The following is a 16468-nucleotide window of genomic DNA, read 5'->3' on the forward strand; positions in this document are numbered from 1 at the left end:
GAGACTAGCCAGATGCGTGACGTGGTGATCCTCGGCGGTACCGGCTCCATCGGCACCCAGGCGCTGGACGTGGTCGCCGCGCGGCCCGAGCAGTTCCGCGTCCGGGCCCTCACCGCGGGCTCCAACGTCGAGCTCGTGGCCGCCCAGGTCGCCCAGTTCCGCCCCGACGTCGTCGCGCTCAGCACGGACGCCGCGGCCGCCGCCCTGCGCGAACGGCTCGGCGACGACGCGCCCGAGATCTGGGGGAGTGGCGGCAACGACCGTGCCGCCGCGCTGCCCTGCGACGTCGTGCTCAACGCCATCACGGGCGCGGCGGGTCTCACGCCCACGCTCGCCGCGCTGGAGGCCGGCACCACGCTGGCGCTGGCCAACAAGGAGTCCCTCGTCATCGGCGGGCGGCTCGTCACGGACGCCGCCGCACCGGGCCAGCTCGTCGCGGTCGACTCCGAGCACTCCGCGTTCGCCCAGGCGCTGCGGGCGGGGCGCGCCGAGGAGGTCCGCCGGCTGGTGCTCACGGCGTCCGGCGGTCCGTTCCGCGGCCGCAGCCGCACCGAGCTGGCCGACGTGACGCCCGAACAGGCCCTGGCCCACCCCACCTGGAACATGGGCCGCGTCATCACGATCAACTCCGCCACCCTGGTCAACAAGGGTCTCGAGCTCATCGAGGCGGCGCTGCTCTACGGGGTCGACTACGACGCGATCACCGTCGTCGTCCACCCCAGCTCGGATGTGCACTCGATGGTGGAGTTCGTCGACGGCTCGACGATCGCCCAGGCGTCCCCGCCCGACATGCGGTTGCCCATCGCGCTCGGCCTGGCGTGGCCGGCGCGGGTGCCGGACGCCGCGTCCGCCTACGACTGGTCCGTGCCCCGCTCGTGGCACTTCGAGCCGCTCGACAGCGAGGCCTTCGGCGCGGTCGAACTCGCCCGGCGCTGCGGCCGCGCGGCCGGCACGGCGCCGGCGGTGTTCAATGCCGCCAACGAGGTGTGCGTGGACGCCTTCTGCGCCGGCACCCTCGGGTTCTTGGGCATCGTGGATACCGTGGAGGCCGTGGTGGCAGAACATCTGGGCGGCGCTCACGTGGCCGACGCCGATCTGAGCGTGGACGCCGTGCTCGCGGCGGACGCGTGGGCGCGCCGGCGGGCCGCCGAGCTCGCGGGGGCGCCTGCATGACCCTGGTGTGGACGATCGTGTTCGCGATCGCGTTCTTCGCGCTGCTCATGGTCTCGGTGGCGCTGCACGAGGTGGGGCACATGGTGCCGGCCAAGCTGTTCGGCGTGAAGGTGCCGCGCTACTTCGTCGGGTTCGGCCCGACGCTGTGGTCGATCCGCCGCGGGGGGACCGAGTACGGCATCAAGGCGTTCCCGCTGGGCGGTTTCGTCCAGCTGCTGGGCATGTACCCGCCGTTCGATCCCACCGCGAAGGACTCCCGCCTGCAGCGCCTCGCCGACGACGCCCGAGCCGCGGAGTGGGAGGACATCACGCCGGCCGACCGTGGCCGGTTGTTCCACGAGCGGGCCACGTGGCAGAAACTCATCGTGATGTTCGGCGGCCCGGCGATGAACCTGTTCATCGCGTTCGTGCTGATGTGGGGCGTCGTCGGACTGTACGGCGCCTGGCGCGACCAGCCGGTGGTCGCCTCGACCGTGAACTGCCTCGTCGCCGAGCCGCGGGACGACATGACGTGCACGGACGCCGACCAGCCCACCCCGTCCGTGCAGGCCGGGCTCGAGGCGGGGGACCGGATCGTGGCGTTCAACGGCACCGCGATCCACAGCCAGGGGCAGCTGTCGGAGCTGATCCGCGCCAACATGGGCGGCGAGATGACCCTCGTCGTCGAGCGGGACGGCACCGAGCTGACCCTCCCCACCGTCCACACCCTGGTCCGCCAAGTGCCCGCCACGCTCGACCCCAGCCGGGCGGTGGACGCCGGCTGGCTGGGGTTTATGCCGGTGAGCGAGTTCCAGCGCGGCGGGCCCGGCGAGGCGCTGTCGGATCTCTGGCTCATGACCCGGCAGTCGGTGGTGGCCCTCGCGCAGTTCCCGGTGCGGGTCTGGAACCTGACCGTCGACCTGGTGACCGGCCAGCCCCGGAGCCTCTATGACCCCGTGTCCATCGTGGGTGCCAGCGCGATGGCGGGGCAGGTGGCGGCGTCCGACCAGGTGGACGCCGGCGCGCGCGTCGCGTTCTTCGCGAACCTGCTCGCCGCGGTCAACCTCTTCTTGGCCCTGTTCAACCTCGTGCCGCTGCCACCCCTGGACGGCGGCCACATGGCCGGCGCGCTGTGGGAGGGCGTCCGCCGCGCGGCCGCCCGCCTCACGGGCCGGCCGCAACCCAAACCCCTCGACACGGCCAAGATGGTGCCGGTGACGTACGTGGTGGCAGGATTCCTGCTGCTCTGCGGCCTCATCGTCATCGTGGCCGATATCGTCAGACCGATGCAGTTGTCTTAAGGAGTTCCATGACCGTCAACCTCGGCATGCCCGCCACGCCCCCGCCGGTGCTCGCCCCCCGGCGCCCCACCCGCCGCATCAACGTCGGCAAGGTGGCGGTCGGCGGCGGTGCGCAGGTCTCGGTGCAGTCGATGACCACCACCAAGACCACCGACATCAACGGCACGCTGCAGCAGATCGCCGAGCTGACGGCGTCCGGCTGCGACATCGTGCGCGTGGCCGTCCCCAGCCAGGACGACGCCGACGTGCTGCACATCATCGCGAAGAAGAGCCAGATCCCGGTCATCGCGGACATCCACTTCCAGCCCAAGTACGTGTTCGCGGCGATCGACGCCGGATGCGCGGCCGTCCGCGTCAACCCGGGCAACATCAAGCAGTTCGACGACAAGGTGGGCGAGATCGCGAAGGCGGCGACCGACGCCGGCGTGAGCCTGCGGATCGGCGTCAACGCCGGGTCGCTCGACAAGCGCATCCTCGCCAAGCACGGCGGCCCGACGGCCGAGGCGCTCGCGGAGTCGGCACTGTGGGAGGCGTCCCTGTTCGAGGAGCACGACTTCCGCGACTTCAAGATCTCGGTCAAGCACAACGATCCGATCGTCATGGTGAACGCCTACCGGCAGCTCTCGGCGCAGTGCGACTACCCGCTGCACCTGGGCGTCACCGAGGCCGGCCCGGCGTTCCAGGGCACGATCAAGAGCTCGGTGGCCTTCGGGGTGCTGCTCGCCGAGGGCATCGGCGACACCATCCGCGTGTCGCTGTCGGCCCCGCCGGTGGAGGAGGTCAAGGTCGGCCTCAAGATCCTGGAGTCGCTCAACCTGCGGCAGCGCCAGATGGAGATCGTGTCGTGCCCCGGGTGCGGACGCGCCCAGGTCGACATCTGGGGGCTCGCCAACGAGGTGACCGACGGCCTGGAGGGCCTCACCGCGCCGCTGCGCATCGCCGTCATGGGCTGCGTCGTCAACGGCCCCGGCGAGGCGCGCGAGGCCGACCTCGGCGTGGCCGCCGGCAACGGCAAGGGCCAGATCTTCATCAAGGGCGAGGTCATCAAGACCGTGCCCGAGTCCGAGATCGTCGCCACGCTGATCGAGGAGGCCAACAAGCTGGCGGCCGACATGGAGCACACCGGTGAGAAGCCGGAGGTGACGGTGAGTTGAGGCACTGCCGCGTCCTCGACGAGCGCGACCGCGACCGCGTCGCGCGCATCGTCGACGCGGATCCGGTGGTCAACTGCTTCCTCGCCTCCCGGGTGGACGCCGGCGTCCTGGCACCCGGGGGCGTGGGCGAGGTGTGGGGGTATCCGCGCCGCAACCCCTACGCCCTGCTGCACCTCGGCGCGAACTGCGTCCCGGTCAACATGGACGCCGAGGCGCGCGCCGCGTTCGTCGACGATCTCGGCCGCTGGCGCAACTTCATCGCGATGGTCGGGCCGGCGTCCGACGTGCTCGGCCTGTGGCACGCCCTGTGTGAGCGCTGGGGGGAGAGCTACGAGGCGGTGCGGGTGATGCGGCCGCGGCAGTTGCTGATGGCGCGGTCCGCGGCGTCGGACGCCCCCGCCGACCCCCGCCTGCGCCTCGCCGTCGCCGACGACTTCGACTCCTACTTCAGGGCGGCCGCCGCGATGTACCACGAGGAGCTCGAGGAGGACCCCCTCATCACCAACCCCGTGGGTTACCGCACCTACGTCCGGTCCCTGATCGAGCAGCGCCGGGCGTTCACGATCGTCGAGGGTGCCGAGGTGGTGTTCAAGGCGGATCTGGGCGCCATGAGCAGCCGGGTCGCGCAGGTGCAGGGCGTGTGGGTGAAACCCGAGCTGCGGGGGAGGGGGCTGTCGGTCGGCGGCATGGCCGGCGTCACGGACGCGATCGTCGCCAGCGGCCGGACGGCGTCGCTGTACGTCAACGATTTCAACGCCCCCGCGGTCGCGACCTACCGCCGGTGTGGGTACGCCGAGGTCGGCGCGCTGGCGTCCGTGCTGTTCTGAGGTCCCCGCGGGTCGGGGGTTGTTGCGTCGCTGCCTGCCCGGATGGTTGGCCATCGCGGTCCCCGGGTGCGGGTGCGGGTGGACTGAGGGGGTCGTTGGCAACCGAGTTGACGGAACGGTCAACCACCTCGTAGGCTGGGCTGCCTGAGGGGAGTACTTCCCAAGTTCGCGACCGGTCAGTGCGGTGGCCCCATGGCAGCCCCGGTGCGACGCCCGTTCCATCGGGTGAAGGAGACCTCGGCCGTTCAACAGACCGAGGAGCCTCCATGCCTGTCGGCACACCCCTGCTCTGGGGCATCACCATTGCCGCCGTCCTCGCCCTCGTGGTGATGGACTTCCTGCTCACCCGCAAGCCCCACGAGGTCTCCATGAAGGAGGCCGTCGGCTGGTCGGTGTTCTACATCGCGCTTCCCCTGGCGTTCGGCGCGTGGGTGTGGAACACCTACGGCGGCGACCGCGGCCTGGAGTTCATGACGGGCTATCTCGTCGAGAAGACCCTGAGCGTCGACAACCTGTTCGTGTTCATGCTGCTGCTGACCGCGTTCGCGGTGCCGCGCGAACTGCGCCAGCGTGCCCTGCTGTTCGGCGTCGTCGGCGCCCTGGTGCTGCGCGGCGCGTTCATCGCGGTCGGCGCCCAGCTCGTCAGCTCGCTGTCGTGGGCGTTCCTGCTGTTCGGTGCGATCCTGTTCGCGACCGCCATCAAGACGCTGCGCGACGCGATGGCCCCCGAGGACGAGCACATCGACGTCTCCGAGCTGAAGATCGTCCGGCTCGTGCGCCGCTTCTGGCCGGTCACCGACCGGTACCACGGCCCGGCCCTCACCGCCCAGGACGGCGACGGACGCCGCGCGCTCACCCCGATGGCCCTGGTCATCCTGGCCATCCTGAGCATTGACGTGGTGTTCGCGGTCGACTCGGTGCCGGCCGTCTACGGCATCACCGACGACCCCTACCTCGTCTTCGCCACCAACGCCTTCGCCCTGCTCGGCCTGCGCGCGCTGTACTTCGTGCTCGAGGGCGCCCTCGGCAAGCTGGTGCACCTCGGCTACGGCCTGGCGGCGATCCTGGCGTTCATCGGGGTCAAGCTGGTGCTGCACTGGGCGCACGGCGTGTGGCCGTGGATCCCGGAGGTGCCCACCCTGGCGTCCCTCGGCGTCATCATCGGCATCCTCGCCCTCGTGGTCACGACCAGCCTCATCGCCACCCGGCGCGGCGACGCTGACCTCGAGGACCACGCCACCACCGCCCCGCTGCCCACCACCGACGCCGATCCGGTGCACACGCGCCCCTGAACCGGAGTCTGATCCGCGACGCAGCCCGGACGCCCCGAGCGTCCGGGCTGTCGCGCGTCGGTGGGGTGGTTTCCGATGCTCTGCTCTGGGGTGGGCTCGGTTCCGTGGGGAGGACGTGGCTCCCCGGGCGCAGGGGTGCTCGTGTGGCGGGGGAGCGGGGTGGCTCCCGGGCTGGTGTGTCCCTCGTCGGACGTGCGGGGCCCCGCCACGGAACCGCCACCCTGCCCTTCTTGTCGCCCCCCTGCCCGGAGCGCACCCCCCTGCCGTTGCGACGGCAGGGCAGTGGGCTCCCAGCAGGGTGGCGGCCAGAACGGCAGGGTGGCGACCCGAACGACAGGGTAGGCGACCCAAACGGCAGGGTGGCGACCCGAACGACAGGGTCGCGGCGGCAGCAGCAGGGTGGCGGTGCCAACGACAGGGCAACGCCCCGCACGGGGGTTCGGGCGTCCGAAACGCCTGCGCCCGCCGGGTGATCCCCAACCGGTCGCCACGCACACCATCCCCTAGGCTTGGCGTTCGTGATCACCCGCATGTCCGAACTCTTCGTCCGCACGCTCCGCGACGACCCCGCCGACGCCGAGGTGCCGAGCCACCGCTGGCTCGTGCGCGCCGGCTACATCCGCCGCGTCGCGCCCGGCATCTATTCCTGGCTGCCGCTCGGGCTGCGGGTGCTGCACAAGGTCGAGCAGATCGTCCGCGAGGAGATGGACGCCATGGGCGCCCAGGAGGTGCGGTTCCCCGCGCTGTTGCCCCGCGAGCCCTACGAGGAGACCAACCGCTGGACCGAGTACGGCCCCAACCTGTTCCGCTTGCAGGACCGCAAGGGCACCGACCTGTTGCTGGGCCCCACCCACGAGGAGCTGTTCACCCTCATGGTGAAGGACCTCTACTCCTCCTACAAGGACCTGCCGCTCAGCCTCTACCAGATCCAGACCAAGTACCGCGACGAGGCCCGGCCCCGCGCGGGGCTGCTGCGGGGCCGCGAGTTCGTCATGAAGGACTCCTACTCCTTCGACATCGACGACGCCGGTCTGGAGGCCTCCTACGCCCGGCACCGCGCGGCCTACCAGCGGATCTTCGACCGCCTGGGGCTCACCTACGTCATCGTGTCCGCCACTTCGGGCGCGATGGGCGGGTCGGCGTCGGAGGAGTTCCTCGCGGTGGCCGACATCGGCGAGGACACCTTCGTCCGCAGCCCCGGCGGGTATGCCGCCAACGTCGAGGCCGTCCGCCGCCCGCTCGCCGCGGCGCAGGACGCCTCGGACGCGCCGGCCGCCCACGTCGAGGACACCCCCGACTCGCCCACCATCGAGTCCCTCGTCGCCCTCTCCAACGACCGCTTCCCCCGTGCGGACCGCGCCTGGACGGCCGCGGACACACTCAAGAACGTGATCGTCTGCCTGCGCCACCCCGACGGCAGCCGGACGCCGCTGGCGATCGGCCTGCCTGGGGACCGGGAGGTCGACATGAAGCGTCTCGAGGCCGCCGTCGAACCCGCCGAGGTGGAGCCGTTCGGCGACGCCGAGTTCGCCGCCCACCCCCAGCTCGTCAAGGGCTACATCGGCCCCGGCGACACCCACGGCGACACCCAGGGTGGCGCCCACGGCCGCGCGCTCGGCCTGGATGCCGACGGCAAGGGCGTCCGCTATCTCACCGACCCCGCCGTGGTCGAGGGCACCCGCTGGATCACCGGCGCAAACGCTCCCGGTCACCACGTGTACGACCTGGTGTGCGGCCGCGACTTCACCAGCGACGGGGTGATCGACGTCGCCGAGATCCGCGACGGCGACCCCGCGCCCGACGGCTCCGGCCCCCTCAGCCTGGCCCGGGGCATCGAAATGGGCCACATCTTCCAGCTCGGCCGCAAGTACGCCGACGCCCTCGGCCTGAAGGTGCTCGACCCGAACGGCAAGCTCGTGACGGTCACGATGGGTTCCTACGGCATCGGTGTCTCCCGGGCGGTGGCGGCCGTCGCGGAGAGCACGTGCGACGACCGCGGCCTCGCCTGGCCGCGCAACCTGGCGCCCTTCGACGTCCACGTCGTCGCCACCGGCAAGGACGCGGCCGTGCTCGCCTGGGCCGAGGAGTTCGCCGCCGGCCTGGACGCCGCGGGCGTGGCCGTCCTGCTGGACGACCGCAAGGCCAGCCCCGGGGTCAAGTTCAACGATGCCGAGCTGCTGGGTGTGCCGACGACCGTCGTCGTCGGTCGCGGCCTGGCCGAGGGAGTCATCGAGGTCCGCGACCGCGCCACCGGGGCGAAGTCGGAGGTCTCCACCGGGGACGCCGCCGCCCACGTGATCGACCTCGTCCGCGGCTGATGCCGCCCCGGGGCGGCTGGCCCTGCCGGTGGGCCACCGCGGCCCGGCCTGACACGACGGTGCGACCGGGACGGTCGGACCGGTCGTGACCGGGCTCGAGCTGCCGCTGGCGATGATCGCCTTCCTCGTCACCGCGTCCTTCCTGGCCGGGTGGGTCGACTCGATCGTCGGCGGGGGTGGTCTCATCCAGCTGCCGAGCCTGCTGATCGGCCTGCCCGCCGACACCCCGGTGCCGACCATCTCGGGCACCAACAAGGTGCCGAGCTTCCTCGGCACATCGGTCGCTGCGCTCACCTATCTGCGACGCGTCCGCATCGCCTGGTGGGGAGTGCTGCCGCTCGTGGCCGGCTCCGCGGCCGGCTCGGCGGTGGGCGCGCGGCTGACGCACTTCCTCGACCGCGCGGCGTTCACCCCGCTCGTCCTCGCCGCGCTGGTCGGGGTCGGGGCCTACACCTGGCGCCGCCCGCAGCTCGGCCTGCACCACCGGGCCAAGCACACGGGCTGGCGGGCCCTCGCGCTGCTCGGCGCGATCGGCCTGGTCGTCGGCCTGTGGGACGGTTTCATCGGCCCCGGCACCGGCTCGTTCTTCCTCATCGCGCTCGTCGGGGTCATGGGGTATGAGTTCCTGAGCGCCACCACCTACGCGAAGCTGGCGAACCTGACGACCAACCTCGCGGCCATCGTCGTGCTGGGCGCCACCGGCAACATCCTGTGGGGCATCGCCCTGGCGATGGGGGCGGCCAACCTGCTCGGGGGCCTGACCGGTGCCCGGACGGCGCTGCGCCACGGCAACGCCTTCGTCCGGCGGGTGTTCCTGGTGGTCATCGTGGCCCTCGGCGTCAAGCTGACGTGGGACATGGTGGCCCCGCTGGTGGCCTGACCTCGCCCGCGGGAGCGAGGGTGGACGCGCGCGTCAGCTCGCCGGCAGCCCGGGCCAGCGTTCCACGAGCCCGCCCCACCGGGGGACGTCGGCGGCCGCGTCGGCCAGCGCATCCAGCAACGGCGGACGCAGCGAGGCCTCCCCGCACGCGAAGGAGCGCCCCAGCACGGGCAGCGCGTCGGCCTCCAACCGGGCGAGGAGGGCTCGGGCGGCGGTGGCGTCCGCGGGCCGATCGAGCTCGTACCAGGGCTGCGCGGGCGTCACGTGGGGGGTCGGGGTCGGGCCGAGGGCTTCGCGCAGCGCGTCGGCGTGCCCGGCCCAGGCGTCGAGCCGTCCCCGCGCCCGGTCCATCTCGTCCGCCGAGAGCCCCGGCGCCCCCGCTGCCACCTCGATGCCCCACGAGACCTCGGCACAGGCGTCCAGCGCGGCCTGGCGGGCGGCGTCCGGCGACTGCTCGGCCGGGTCGAGGACGCTGCGCGCGGGCTCCCGCGCCGCGGTGGGGTCGGCGAGCTGGTCGGCGGTGACGAGCGCCCAGGTCGCCATGGCCGCCCACACCAGCGGGTGGGCCGAGGACGCGGCCACGGACTGTTCCCTGAACGCCCTCGCCGCGCTGCCCAGCGCTTCGGCCAGCGCCGCGACCAGGGCCGGATCGGCCTGCTCGGCCGGGGGAGTCGCGGTGGCGGCGACGGGTGCCGGGGCGGGCAGCGAGACGGCGACGCACTGGTCCGCGGTCACACGGAGGGCCCACGCGATCAGTGCGGCGTGGGCGTCCGGCCACGGGGTTCCCGCGGCGGACGCGAGCGCCTCCCGCAGCGTCCCCAAGGCGACCTGCCCCGGCAGCGGCGTCGCCGTGGGCGAGGGCGCCACACGCGGGGCGCCGGCCGGTACGAGCGCGCAGCCCGGGAGCGCGACGCCGGCGATCCCGGCCAGGCCGGCGGTCAACACCGCCCGACGACCCACCTGCTTGTGAGGACCCAGCACGCGTCGAGGGTAGCCCAGCCTCACCGAGCGGGGTGGGTATGCTGGCCTGCGAGCCGGGCGGGGACCGTCACGGCGACAACCGCTCGACGCAATCGGATCTCGACACCCTCGGATCTCGACACAACTGGATGGAGTGCCCCCATGGACCACGCAGCGATCGCCGAGGTCGTGGAACCCGCCGCCCGGCAGTCCGGTCTGGAGGTCGACCGCATCGAGATCACCCGCGCGGGCAAGCGTTCCGTGCTGCGGGTCTACCTCGACGGCGACGGCCCGGAGGGCCGCGGCCCCAGCCTGGACGAGATCGCGGACGCCACGCGTGCGGTGTCCGCGGCGCTGGACGCGTCGCCGGCCACGGGGGAGGCCCCCTACACGCTCGAGGTCAGCAGCCGCGGTGTCACCCGGCCGCTGACGCAGGCGCGCCACTTCCGGCGCAACATCGGACGCCTCGTGGCGCTCACGCTGCCCGAGGAGAAACTGACCGGCCGCATCACCGGCGCCGACGAGGCCCAGGTGTCCCTCGACGTCGACGGCGCCGCGCGCGAGATCGCCCTCGGCGACATCCGCAAGGCGGTCGTCCAGGTCGAACTCCGCAAGGACGACACCGACGACCTGGGTGACACCGAGGACAGGGGCGACGACGGCGACGAGCTGGCCGCCGACGACGACAAGGAGTGACATGGACATCGACATGACCGCACTGCGGGCGCTGGAGCGCGACAAGGACATCCCGCTGACGGTGCTGGTGGACGCCCTCGAGGAGGCCCTGCTCAACGCCTACGAGAAGTCCGCCCACCCGGTGCAGGGCGCCCGGGTGAACCTGGACACCAAGACCGGCAGCGTCTCCGTGCTCGCCCCCGAGACCGACGACGAGGGCGAGGTGGTCGGCTGGTACGAGGACACGCCCGAGGGGTTCGGGCGCGTCGCGGCCGCCACCGCGCGCCAGGTGATCTTCCAGCGGCTGCGGGAGGCGGAGGACGAGCAGAAGTTCGGCCACTTCTCCGCGAAGGAGGGCGACATCGTCACCGGCGTCGTCCAGGCCGACCGCGACTCGCGCACCGTCCGGGTGGATCTCGGGCCCCTTGAGGCCATCATGCCGCTCGCCGAGCAGGTGCCGAACGAGACCTACCAGCACGGCCGCCGCATGCGCGTCTACGTGGTGGCGGTGCGGCGCGAGCCCCGCGGCCCGCAGGTCGTGGTCTCCCGGACGCACCCGAACCTGGTGCAGCGCCTGTTCCGCCAGGAGGCGCCGGAGATCGCGTCCGGCGTCGTCGAGATCAAGGCCATCGCGCGCGAGGCCGGCCACCGCACGAAGATCGCGGTGATCAGCCACGACCCCAACGTCTCCGCGAAGGGGGCCTGCATCGGGCCCATGGGGCAGCGGGTGCGCACGGTGATGACCGAGTTGAACGGGGAGAAGATCGACATCATCGACTACTCCGCCGATGGTGCCGCCTTCGTCGCCGAGGCGCTCAGCCCGGCGAAGGTCAGCGAGGTCATCGTGACCGACCAGTTCGCCAAGGCCGCCCGCGCGATCGTGCCCGACTACCAGCTCAGCCTCGCCATCGGACGCGAGGGCCAGAACGCGCGGCTCGCGGCGCGTCTGACCGGCTGGCGCATCGACATCCGGCCCGACACGCAGGCCTGAGCCGGCTGACACACGGACGCCCCGGGTTCCGCGCGGAACCCGGGGCGTCGTGGTGCGGGAGTCTCAGCGGTGGCCGCGACCGCCGCCGTAGCCGATGACGCCGGCGTCGGCCGCCTTGAGCACCGCGTCGGCCTCGGCCTGGGTGAGGGTGCCGTCGCTGACCGCCGCGTCCAGGGTGGACTGGAAGTCCGCCTTGCGGTCGGCCTGAGCATCGGCACGGATCTCGTCGAGCGCCGTGGTCACCTGCTCGGCGGTCACGCCCAGCTCGGACGCCAGCGCCTCGGCCATCGCCTGCTGCTGCGCCGCCCGATCGGGTCGGGTGCCGTCGGCCGCGTCGTCGGCCTGGGCGTGCAGGTTCTCCCGCACGGTCTCGAGCGCGGACTGCACGGTGGCCTCGTCGAGGCCGAGCTTCTCGGCGAGCGCCGCGGCGTCCGCGCCCCGCAGGCCGCCGCGCTGGCCACCCTTGCCGCCGTGCTCCCCGCGCTGCGAGGCCTCCGGCGCCGCGGTGCCGGACGCGCTGGGCGTCGGGCTCGCGGTGGTCTCGGCCTGGGCCAGCGTGGTGCCGGCGATGCCTCCGAGGGCGAGGGTGCCGGCGGCGACGCCGAGCCCCACTTTGTGAATCGTCTTCATGCGCATGGTCCTTTCGTTGGTGTAGCGGTGTTCGCTGCCCACCATGGGAGCAGGGCCGGTTGGCAACACCCTCGGGTTCACCTGTCGGGAACCTGTGAGCGGGCCCCGGTGCGGTGGGTCAGCCGTTCGTCTCGGTTGTGGCGTCCGGGGCCGGGGCACCGTCCGTGCCGGCCCCCTCGGCACCGTCTGCACTGTGTCCGCCCCCGCCCCCCGGGTGCCCTCCGCCGGGGTGCAGGTCCGCCAGGGCGGCGGTCACGGTGGCCTCGTCGATCCCCAGTCGGTCGGCGATGGCCGTCGCCAGGGTCTCCTGCAGGGCGGCTGCGTCGGGGCGCTCACCGTCGGACGGCGGGGTCTGGCTCGCCATGGTGGCGTCGATGGCCTCCTGGATCGCGGCCTCGTCGGCGTCCAGCGCCGTGGCCAGGTCGGCGGCCAGATCGCCCATGCGGGCGCCCGGGCCACCGCCGCGGCGACCCTCACCGGCGGCGCCGGTGTCTGCCCCGGAGGTGGTCGGGTCAGTGCCGCGGTTGCCGCGGGTGTCTACGGCGTCGGCGCCCGGGGCGGCGTCGGCGGGGGTGCTCCCGTTCGCGTCGGTCTGGGTGGCGGGGGTGTCGGCCGTGGCCGTTTCGGCCGCGTTGGTGACGCCGACGGCGGCGCCGACGCCCAGGGCCAGGGCGCCCAGGCCCAGGCCGACCTTCTGGATGGTGTTCATGGTTGTTCCTCTCGGTCACAGGTGGGCCCCGGGGGCCCCGATGCACCCATGGAGCCCCGCCGACCTGTCGGAGCGCCCGGGCGTTCCTGTGCCCAGGCTGGGAGTTCGGGTGCGAGCGCCCTAGGCTGACCGCGTGCCGATCCGAACCTGCGTGGGGTGCCGCCGTGCCGACGACCAGGCGGCGCTGGTCCGGCTCGCGCTGACCGCGGACGGGCTGGTCGTGGGACGCACGACGCCGGGCCGTGGCGCCTGGCTGCACCCGGGCTGCGGGCAGCTCGCCCTCCGACGCAGGGCGCTCGGCCGAGCCCTGCGGGGCGACCCCGGCCCGGCCGAGGCGGTGGCCGCCGTGCTCGCGCGCGTCGACGCGGGCGGCTCCGCTTGGGCAATCGGAGCCGAGTCGGAGTAGACTGTCAGCTGCGCTTCGCGCGACCCGCGCGAACACACCAGCACAACCAGAAGGTGGGCTAACGCTCATGACCACTCGATGAGTACCCAGAAATGAGCAGCAACGTCTAGCTGGCCTGCGCACCCGCGGGCCTGAAGGAGAGTAGTGGCCAAGGTCCGCGTCTATGAACTCGCCAAGGAGTTCGGACTCGAAAGCAAAGAGGTTCTCAACACCCTCAAGGAGATGGGCGAGTTCGTCCGCTCCGCATCCTCGACGATCGAGGCGCCCGTCGTGCGGCGGCTCACCGAGAAGTTGAAGGGCGGCTCTGCGCCGGCCCCCAGCAGCGCTCCGGCGGCGCCCACCGCTCGGCAGAGCGCTCCCGCGCCGCGTCCGGCGAGCGGGCAGACGACCGGTCGCCCGTCGCCCGGGCCGCGCCCCGGCCCGCAGCGGCCGGCGGCGCAACCTGCGCCGGCCCCCGAGCGTCCTGCCCCGACGCCGGCCCCCGCGCGTCCCGCGCCCACGCCGGCGGCCGACCCGGCACCGAGCCCGGCACCGGAGCGTCCGGCACCCTCGCCCGCGAGCGAGGCGCCCACCCCGGCGGCTCCCGCCGCGGAGCGCCCAGCTCCGGCTCCCGGGCCGCGTCCCGCCACCCCGGCTCCGCGACCCGCAGCCGCCCCGGGGGCGGAGGCGCAGAACGCAGCCGCCCCGCGTCCGGGGGCTCCGCGCCCCGGCGCGCCGCGTCCGGGTGGCCCCGCTGCCCCGGGCGCCCGCCCCGGCCCTCGGCCGGGTGGCGCTCCGGGTCAGGGTGCAGCCGGCCGTCGCACCGGCACGCCGCGTCCGGGCAACAACCCGTTCGCGTCGAGCCAGGGCATGGGCGTTCGTCGTCCGCGTCCGGACGCCCCCGCGGCCGGCGCTCCCGGCCGTCCCGGTCCCCGCCCCGGTGGCGCGCCGCGCCCCGGTGAGGGCCAGCGCATGCCGCGTCCGGGTGGCTCGGGCGGCATGCCGCGTCCCAACCCCGCCATGATGCCCAAGCAGGCCTCCGGCGCCCTGACCCCGGCGGGTCAGGGCGGACGCCCGGGCCGTCCCGGTGGTGGCCCCGGTGGCCCCGGCCGCGGTCGTCCCGGTGGCGGTGGCCCCATGGGTGGCCCGGGTGGTCCCGGTGGTGGCGGCGGCCGCGGTGGCCGTGGTGGCCGTGGCGGCACCCAGGGTGCGTTCGGTCGCGCGGGTGGCCCCGCGCGCCGCGGACGGAAGAGCAAGAAGGCGCGTCGCGCCGAGTTCGACCAGATGGAGGCCCCGACGATCGGCGGCGTCCGCATCAGGAGCGGTGAGGGCCAGACGGTCCGCCTGCGGCGCGGTGCGTCGCTGACCGACCTCGCCGAGAAGATCGGCGTCGAGCCGGCGTCCCTGGTGCAGGTGCTGTTCCACCTGGGCGAGATGGTCAACGCCACCCAGTCGGTGGCCGACGACACCCTCCAGGTGCTGGGCGCCGAGCTGAACTACAACATCGAGGTGGTCAGCCCCGAGGACGAGGACCGCGAGCTGCTCGAGTCCTTCGACCTGGAGTTCGGCGAGGACCTCGGCGACGAGGACGACCTGGCGGCACGTCCGCCGGCCGTCACCGTCATGGGTCACGTCGACCACGGCAAGACGAAGCTGCTGGACGCCCTGCGCAACAGCAACGTCGTCGCGGGGGAGGCCGGGGGCATCACCCAGGCCATCGGCGCCTACCAGGTCGCGACCGAGGTCGACGGCACCGAGCGGGCGATCACCTTCATCGACACCCCGGGTCACGAGGCATTCACCGCCATGCGTGCCCGCGGTGCGAAGTCGACCGACATCGCCGTGCTCGTGGTCGCCGCCGACGACGGCGTCATGCCCCAGACGGTCGAAGCCCTGAACCACGCCCGGGCGGCCGACGTGCCGATCGTGGTGGCGGTGAACAAGATCGACAAGGAGACCGCCGACCCGGTCAAGGTGCGCGGCGAGCTCACCGAGTACGGGCTCATCCCCGAGGAGTACGGCGGCGACACCATGTTCGTCGACGTGTCGGCCGTGACCCGCGAGGGCCTTGACCGGCTGCTCGAGGCGGTCGTGCTGACGGCGGACGCGGCGCTCGACCTGCGCGCCAACCCGGACATGCCCGCGCAGGGCGTGGCCATCGAGGCGCACCTCGACAAGGGCCGCGGCCCCGTCGCGACCGTCCTCGTCCACCGCGGCACGCTCCACACCGGCGACTCGATCGTCGCGGGCTCGGCCCACGGCCGCGTCCGGGCGATGATCAACGACCGCGGTGAGACGGTGGACGCCGCGCCGCCGTCAATGCCCGTCCAGGTGCTCGGCCTGACGTCCGTCCCGGGCGCCGGCGACAACTTCCTCGTTGTCGAAGACGACCGGATGGCCCGCCAGATCGCCGACAAGCGGGAGGCCCGCCAGCGCGCGGCACTGCTCGCCAAGACGACCCGGCGCAAGACCCTCGACCAGCTCTTCGAGCAGCTCGAGAAGGGCGAGACGCAGGAGCTCAAGCTCATCCTCAAGGGCGACTCGGCCGGCTCGGTCGAGGCGCTGGAGGACGCGCTGGCCGGCATCGACGTGGGCGACGAGGTGTCGCTGCGCGTCATCGACCGGGGTGTCGGTGCCATCACCGAGACCAACGTGTCGCTGGCGTCGGCGTCCGACGCGGTCATCATCGGCTACAACGTCCGTGCCCAGGGCAAGGCCACGCAGCTGGCCGACGCCGAGGGCGTCGACATCCGTTACTACTCGGTCATCTACGCGGCGATCGACGACGTGGAGGCGGCGCTCAAGGGCATGCTGAAGCCGATCTTCGAGGAGCAGACGATGGGTCAGGCGGAGATCCGCGAGATCTTCCGCAGCTCCAAGTTCGGCACCATCGCCGGCTGTCTGGTGATGGACGGCCACATCCGCCGCAACGCCAAGGCGCGCCTGCTGCGCGACGGGGTGGTCATCACCGACACCACGATCGCGTCCCTGCGGCGCGAGAAGGACGACGTCACCGACGTTCGCGAGGGCTACGAGTGTGGCCTGACGCTCGCGAACTACAGCGACATCAAGACCGGTGACGTGGTGGAGACCTACGAGATGGTGGAGAAGCCGAGGGACTGATCGGTCAGGGCGGGGCGGGGCCCATTCGGGTTCCCGCCCCGGCCCGGCCTCGCTGGCGCTCAGCGGGGCCG

Annotated in this window: 14 protein-coding genes; 11 read left to right on the top strand and 3 right to left on the bottom strand. The window is 73.0% G+C overall.

Features of this window, described 5'->3' with window-relative positions; genetic code table 11:
• Nucleotides 1–12 precede the first annotated feature (12 nt).
• From dxr to PCC79_RS05605, 7 genes are all read left to right on the top strand, one after another.
• Nucleotides 13–1173: a 1-deoxy-D-xylulose-5-phosphate reductoisomerase gene (gene dxr, locus PCC79_RS05575; protein WP_232550148.1), complete on the top strand. Its 1161-nt coding sequence runs from the start codon at nucleotides 13–15 to the stop codon at nucleotides 1171–1173.
• The gene (locus tag PCC79_RS05580) at nucleotides 1170–2453 is read left to right on the top strand and encodes a M50 family metallopeptidase (protein ID WP_342373250.1); all 1284 of its coding nucleotides are present in this window, start codon (nucleotides 1170–1172) and stop codon (nucleotides 2451–2453) included. The genes dxr and PCC79_RS05580 overlap by 4 nt, the downstream gene beginning before the upstream one ends.
• A gap of 8 nt (nucleotides 2454–2461) precedes the next feature.
• Nucleotides 2462–3607, top strand: coding sequence for a flavodoxin-dependent (E)-4-hydroxy-3-methylbut-2-enyl-diphosphate synthase (ispG, locus tag PCC79_RS05585; protein WP_232550146.1), 1146 nt, complete (start codon nucleotides 2462–2464; stop codon nucleotides 3605–3607).
• Entirely contained in the window at nucleotides 3604–4434 is an 831-nt protein-coding gene (locus PCC79_RS05590) for a GNAT family N-acetyltransferase (protein WP_232550145.1), read from the top strand. Before ispG ends, PCC79_RS05590 begins: the two co-directional genes overlap by 4 nt.
• Nucleotides 4435–4700: 266 nt before the next feature.
• On the top strand, nucleotides 4701–5726 hold the full coding sequence (locus tag PCC79_RS05595; protein WP_342373251.1) for a TerC family protein: 1026 nt from the start codon (nucleotides 4701–4703) through the stop codon (nucleotides 5724–5726).
• A gap of 518 nt (nucleotides 5727–6244) precedes the next feature.
• Nucleotides 6245–8044, top strand: a complete 1800-nt coding sequence (locus tag PCC79_RS05600; protein ID WP_342373252.1) for a proline--tRNA ligase — start codon at nucleotides 6245–6247, stop codon at nucleotides 8042–8044.
• A gap of 85 nt (nucleotides 8045–8129) precedes the next feature.
• On the top strand, nucleotides 8130–8924 hold the full coding sequence (locus PCC79_RS05605; protein WP_342373253.1) for a sulfite exporter TauE/SafE family protein: 795 nt from the start codon (nucleotides 8130–8132) through the stop codon (nucleotides 8922–8924).
• Between the two features lie 33 nt (nucleotides 8925–8957).
• Here the strand turns inward: PCC79_RS05605 and PCC79_RS05610 are convergent, their stop codons facing one another.
• Nucleotides 8958–9905, bottom strand: coding sequence for a DUF4439 domain-containing protein (locus tag PCC79_RS05610; protein WP_342373254.1), 948 nt, complete (start codon nucleotides 9903–9905; stop codon nucleotides 8958–8960).
• Nucleotides 9906–10046: 141 nt separating this feature from the next.
• Between PCC79_RS05610 and rimP the strand changes: the two genes are divergently transcribed.
• Nucleotides 10047–10580, top strand: a complete 534-nt coding sequence (rimP, locus tag PCC79_RS05615; protein ID WP_232550140.1) for a ribosome maturation factor RimP — start codon at nucleotides 10047–10049, stop codon at nucleotides 10578–10580.
• 1 nt (nucleotide 10581) lies between these two features.
• Nucleotides 10582–11550: a transcription termination factor NusA gene (nusA, locus tag PCC79_RS05620; RefSeq protein WP_232550139.1), complete on the top strand. Its 969-nt coding sequence runs from the start codon at nucleotides 10582–10584 to the stop codon at nucleotides 11548–11550.
• Between the two features lie 63 nt (nucleotides 11551–11613).
• Here nusA and PCC79_RS05625 read toward each other — a convergent pair whose 3' ends face one another.
• Both PCC79_RS05625 and PCC79_RS05630 read right to left on the bottom strand, forming a co-directional pair.
• Nucleotides 11614–12180, bottom strand: coding sequence for a hypothetical protein (locus PCC79_RS05625; protein WP_232550138.1), 567 nt, complete (start codon nucleotides 12178–12180; stop codon nucleotides 11614–11616).
• Between the two features lie 118 nt (nucleotides 12181–12298).
• Nucleotides 12299–12889: a hypothetical protein gene (locus tag PCC79_RS05630; RefSeq protein WP_232550137.1), complete on the bottom strand. Its 591-nt coding sequence runs from the start codon at nucleotides 12887–12889 to the stop codon at nucleotides 12299–12301.
• A gap of 133 nt (nucleotides 12890–13022) precedes the next feature.
• Between PCC79_RS05630 and PCC79_RS05635 the strand changes: the two genes are divergently transcribed.
• Entirely contained in the window at nucleotides 13023–13295 is a 273-nt protein-coding gene (locus PCC79_RS05635; protein ID WP_232550136.1) for a YlxR family protein, read from the top strand.
• Nucleotides 13296–13439: 144 nt separating this feature from the next.
• On the top strand, nucleotides 13440–16397 hold the full coding sequence (gene infB / locus PCC79_RS05640; RefSeq protein ID WP_342373255.1) for a translation initiation factor IF-2: 2958 nt from the start codon (nucleotides 13440–13442) through the stop codon (nucleotides 16395–16397).
• The last annotated feature ends 71 nt before the right edge of the window (nucleotides 16398–16468 follow it).

It is taken from the genome of Propioniciclava soli (genome assembly GCF_038502305.1).
In the GTDB taxonomy this organism is placed as follows: domain Bacteria; phylum Actinomycetota; class Actinomycetes; order Propionibacteriales; family Propionibacteriaceae; genus Propioniciclava; species Propioniciclava soli.

Excerpts from the sequence above, each read along its gene's own strand:
- PCC79_RS05580 (WP_342373250.1), top strand. The coding sequence starts at position 1,170 with ATGACCCTGGTGTGGACGATCGTGTTCGCGATCGCGTTCTTCGCGCTG.
- ispG (WP_232550146.1), top strand. The coding sequence starts at position 2,462 with ATGACCGTCAACCTCGGCATGCCCGCCACGCCCCCGCCGGTGCTCGCC.
- nusA (WP_232550139.1), top strand. The coding sequence starts at position 10,582 with ATGGACATCGACATGACCGCACTGCGGGCGCTGGAGCGCGACAAGGAC.
- PCC79_RS05625 (WP_232550138.1), bottom strand. The coding sequence starts at position 12,180 with ATGAAGACGATTCACAAAGTGGGGCTCGGCGTCGCCGCCGGCACCCTC.
- PCC79_RS05595 (WP_342373251.1), top strand. The coding sequence starts at position 4,701 with ATGCCTGTCGGCACACCCCTGCTCTGGGGCATCACCATTGCCGCCGTC.
- PCC79_RS05630 (WP_232550137.1), bottom strand. The coding sequence starts at position 12,889 with ATGAACACCATCCAGAAGGTCGGCCTGGGCCTGGGCGCCCTGGCCCTG.
- rimP (WP_232550140.1), top strand. The coding sequence starts at position 10,047 with ATGGACCACGCAGCGATCGCCGAGGTCGTGGAACCCGCCGCCCGGCAG.
- dxr (WP_232550148.1), top strand. The coding sequence starts at position 13 with ATGCGTGACGTGGTGATCCTCGGCGGTACCGGCTCCATCGGCACCCAG.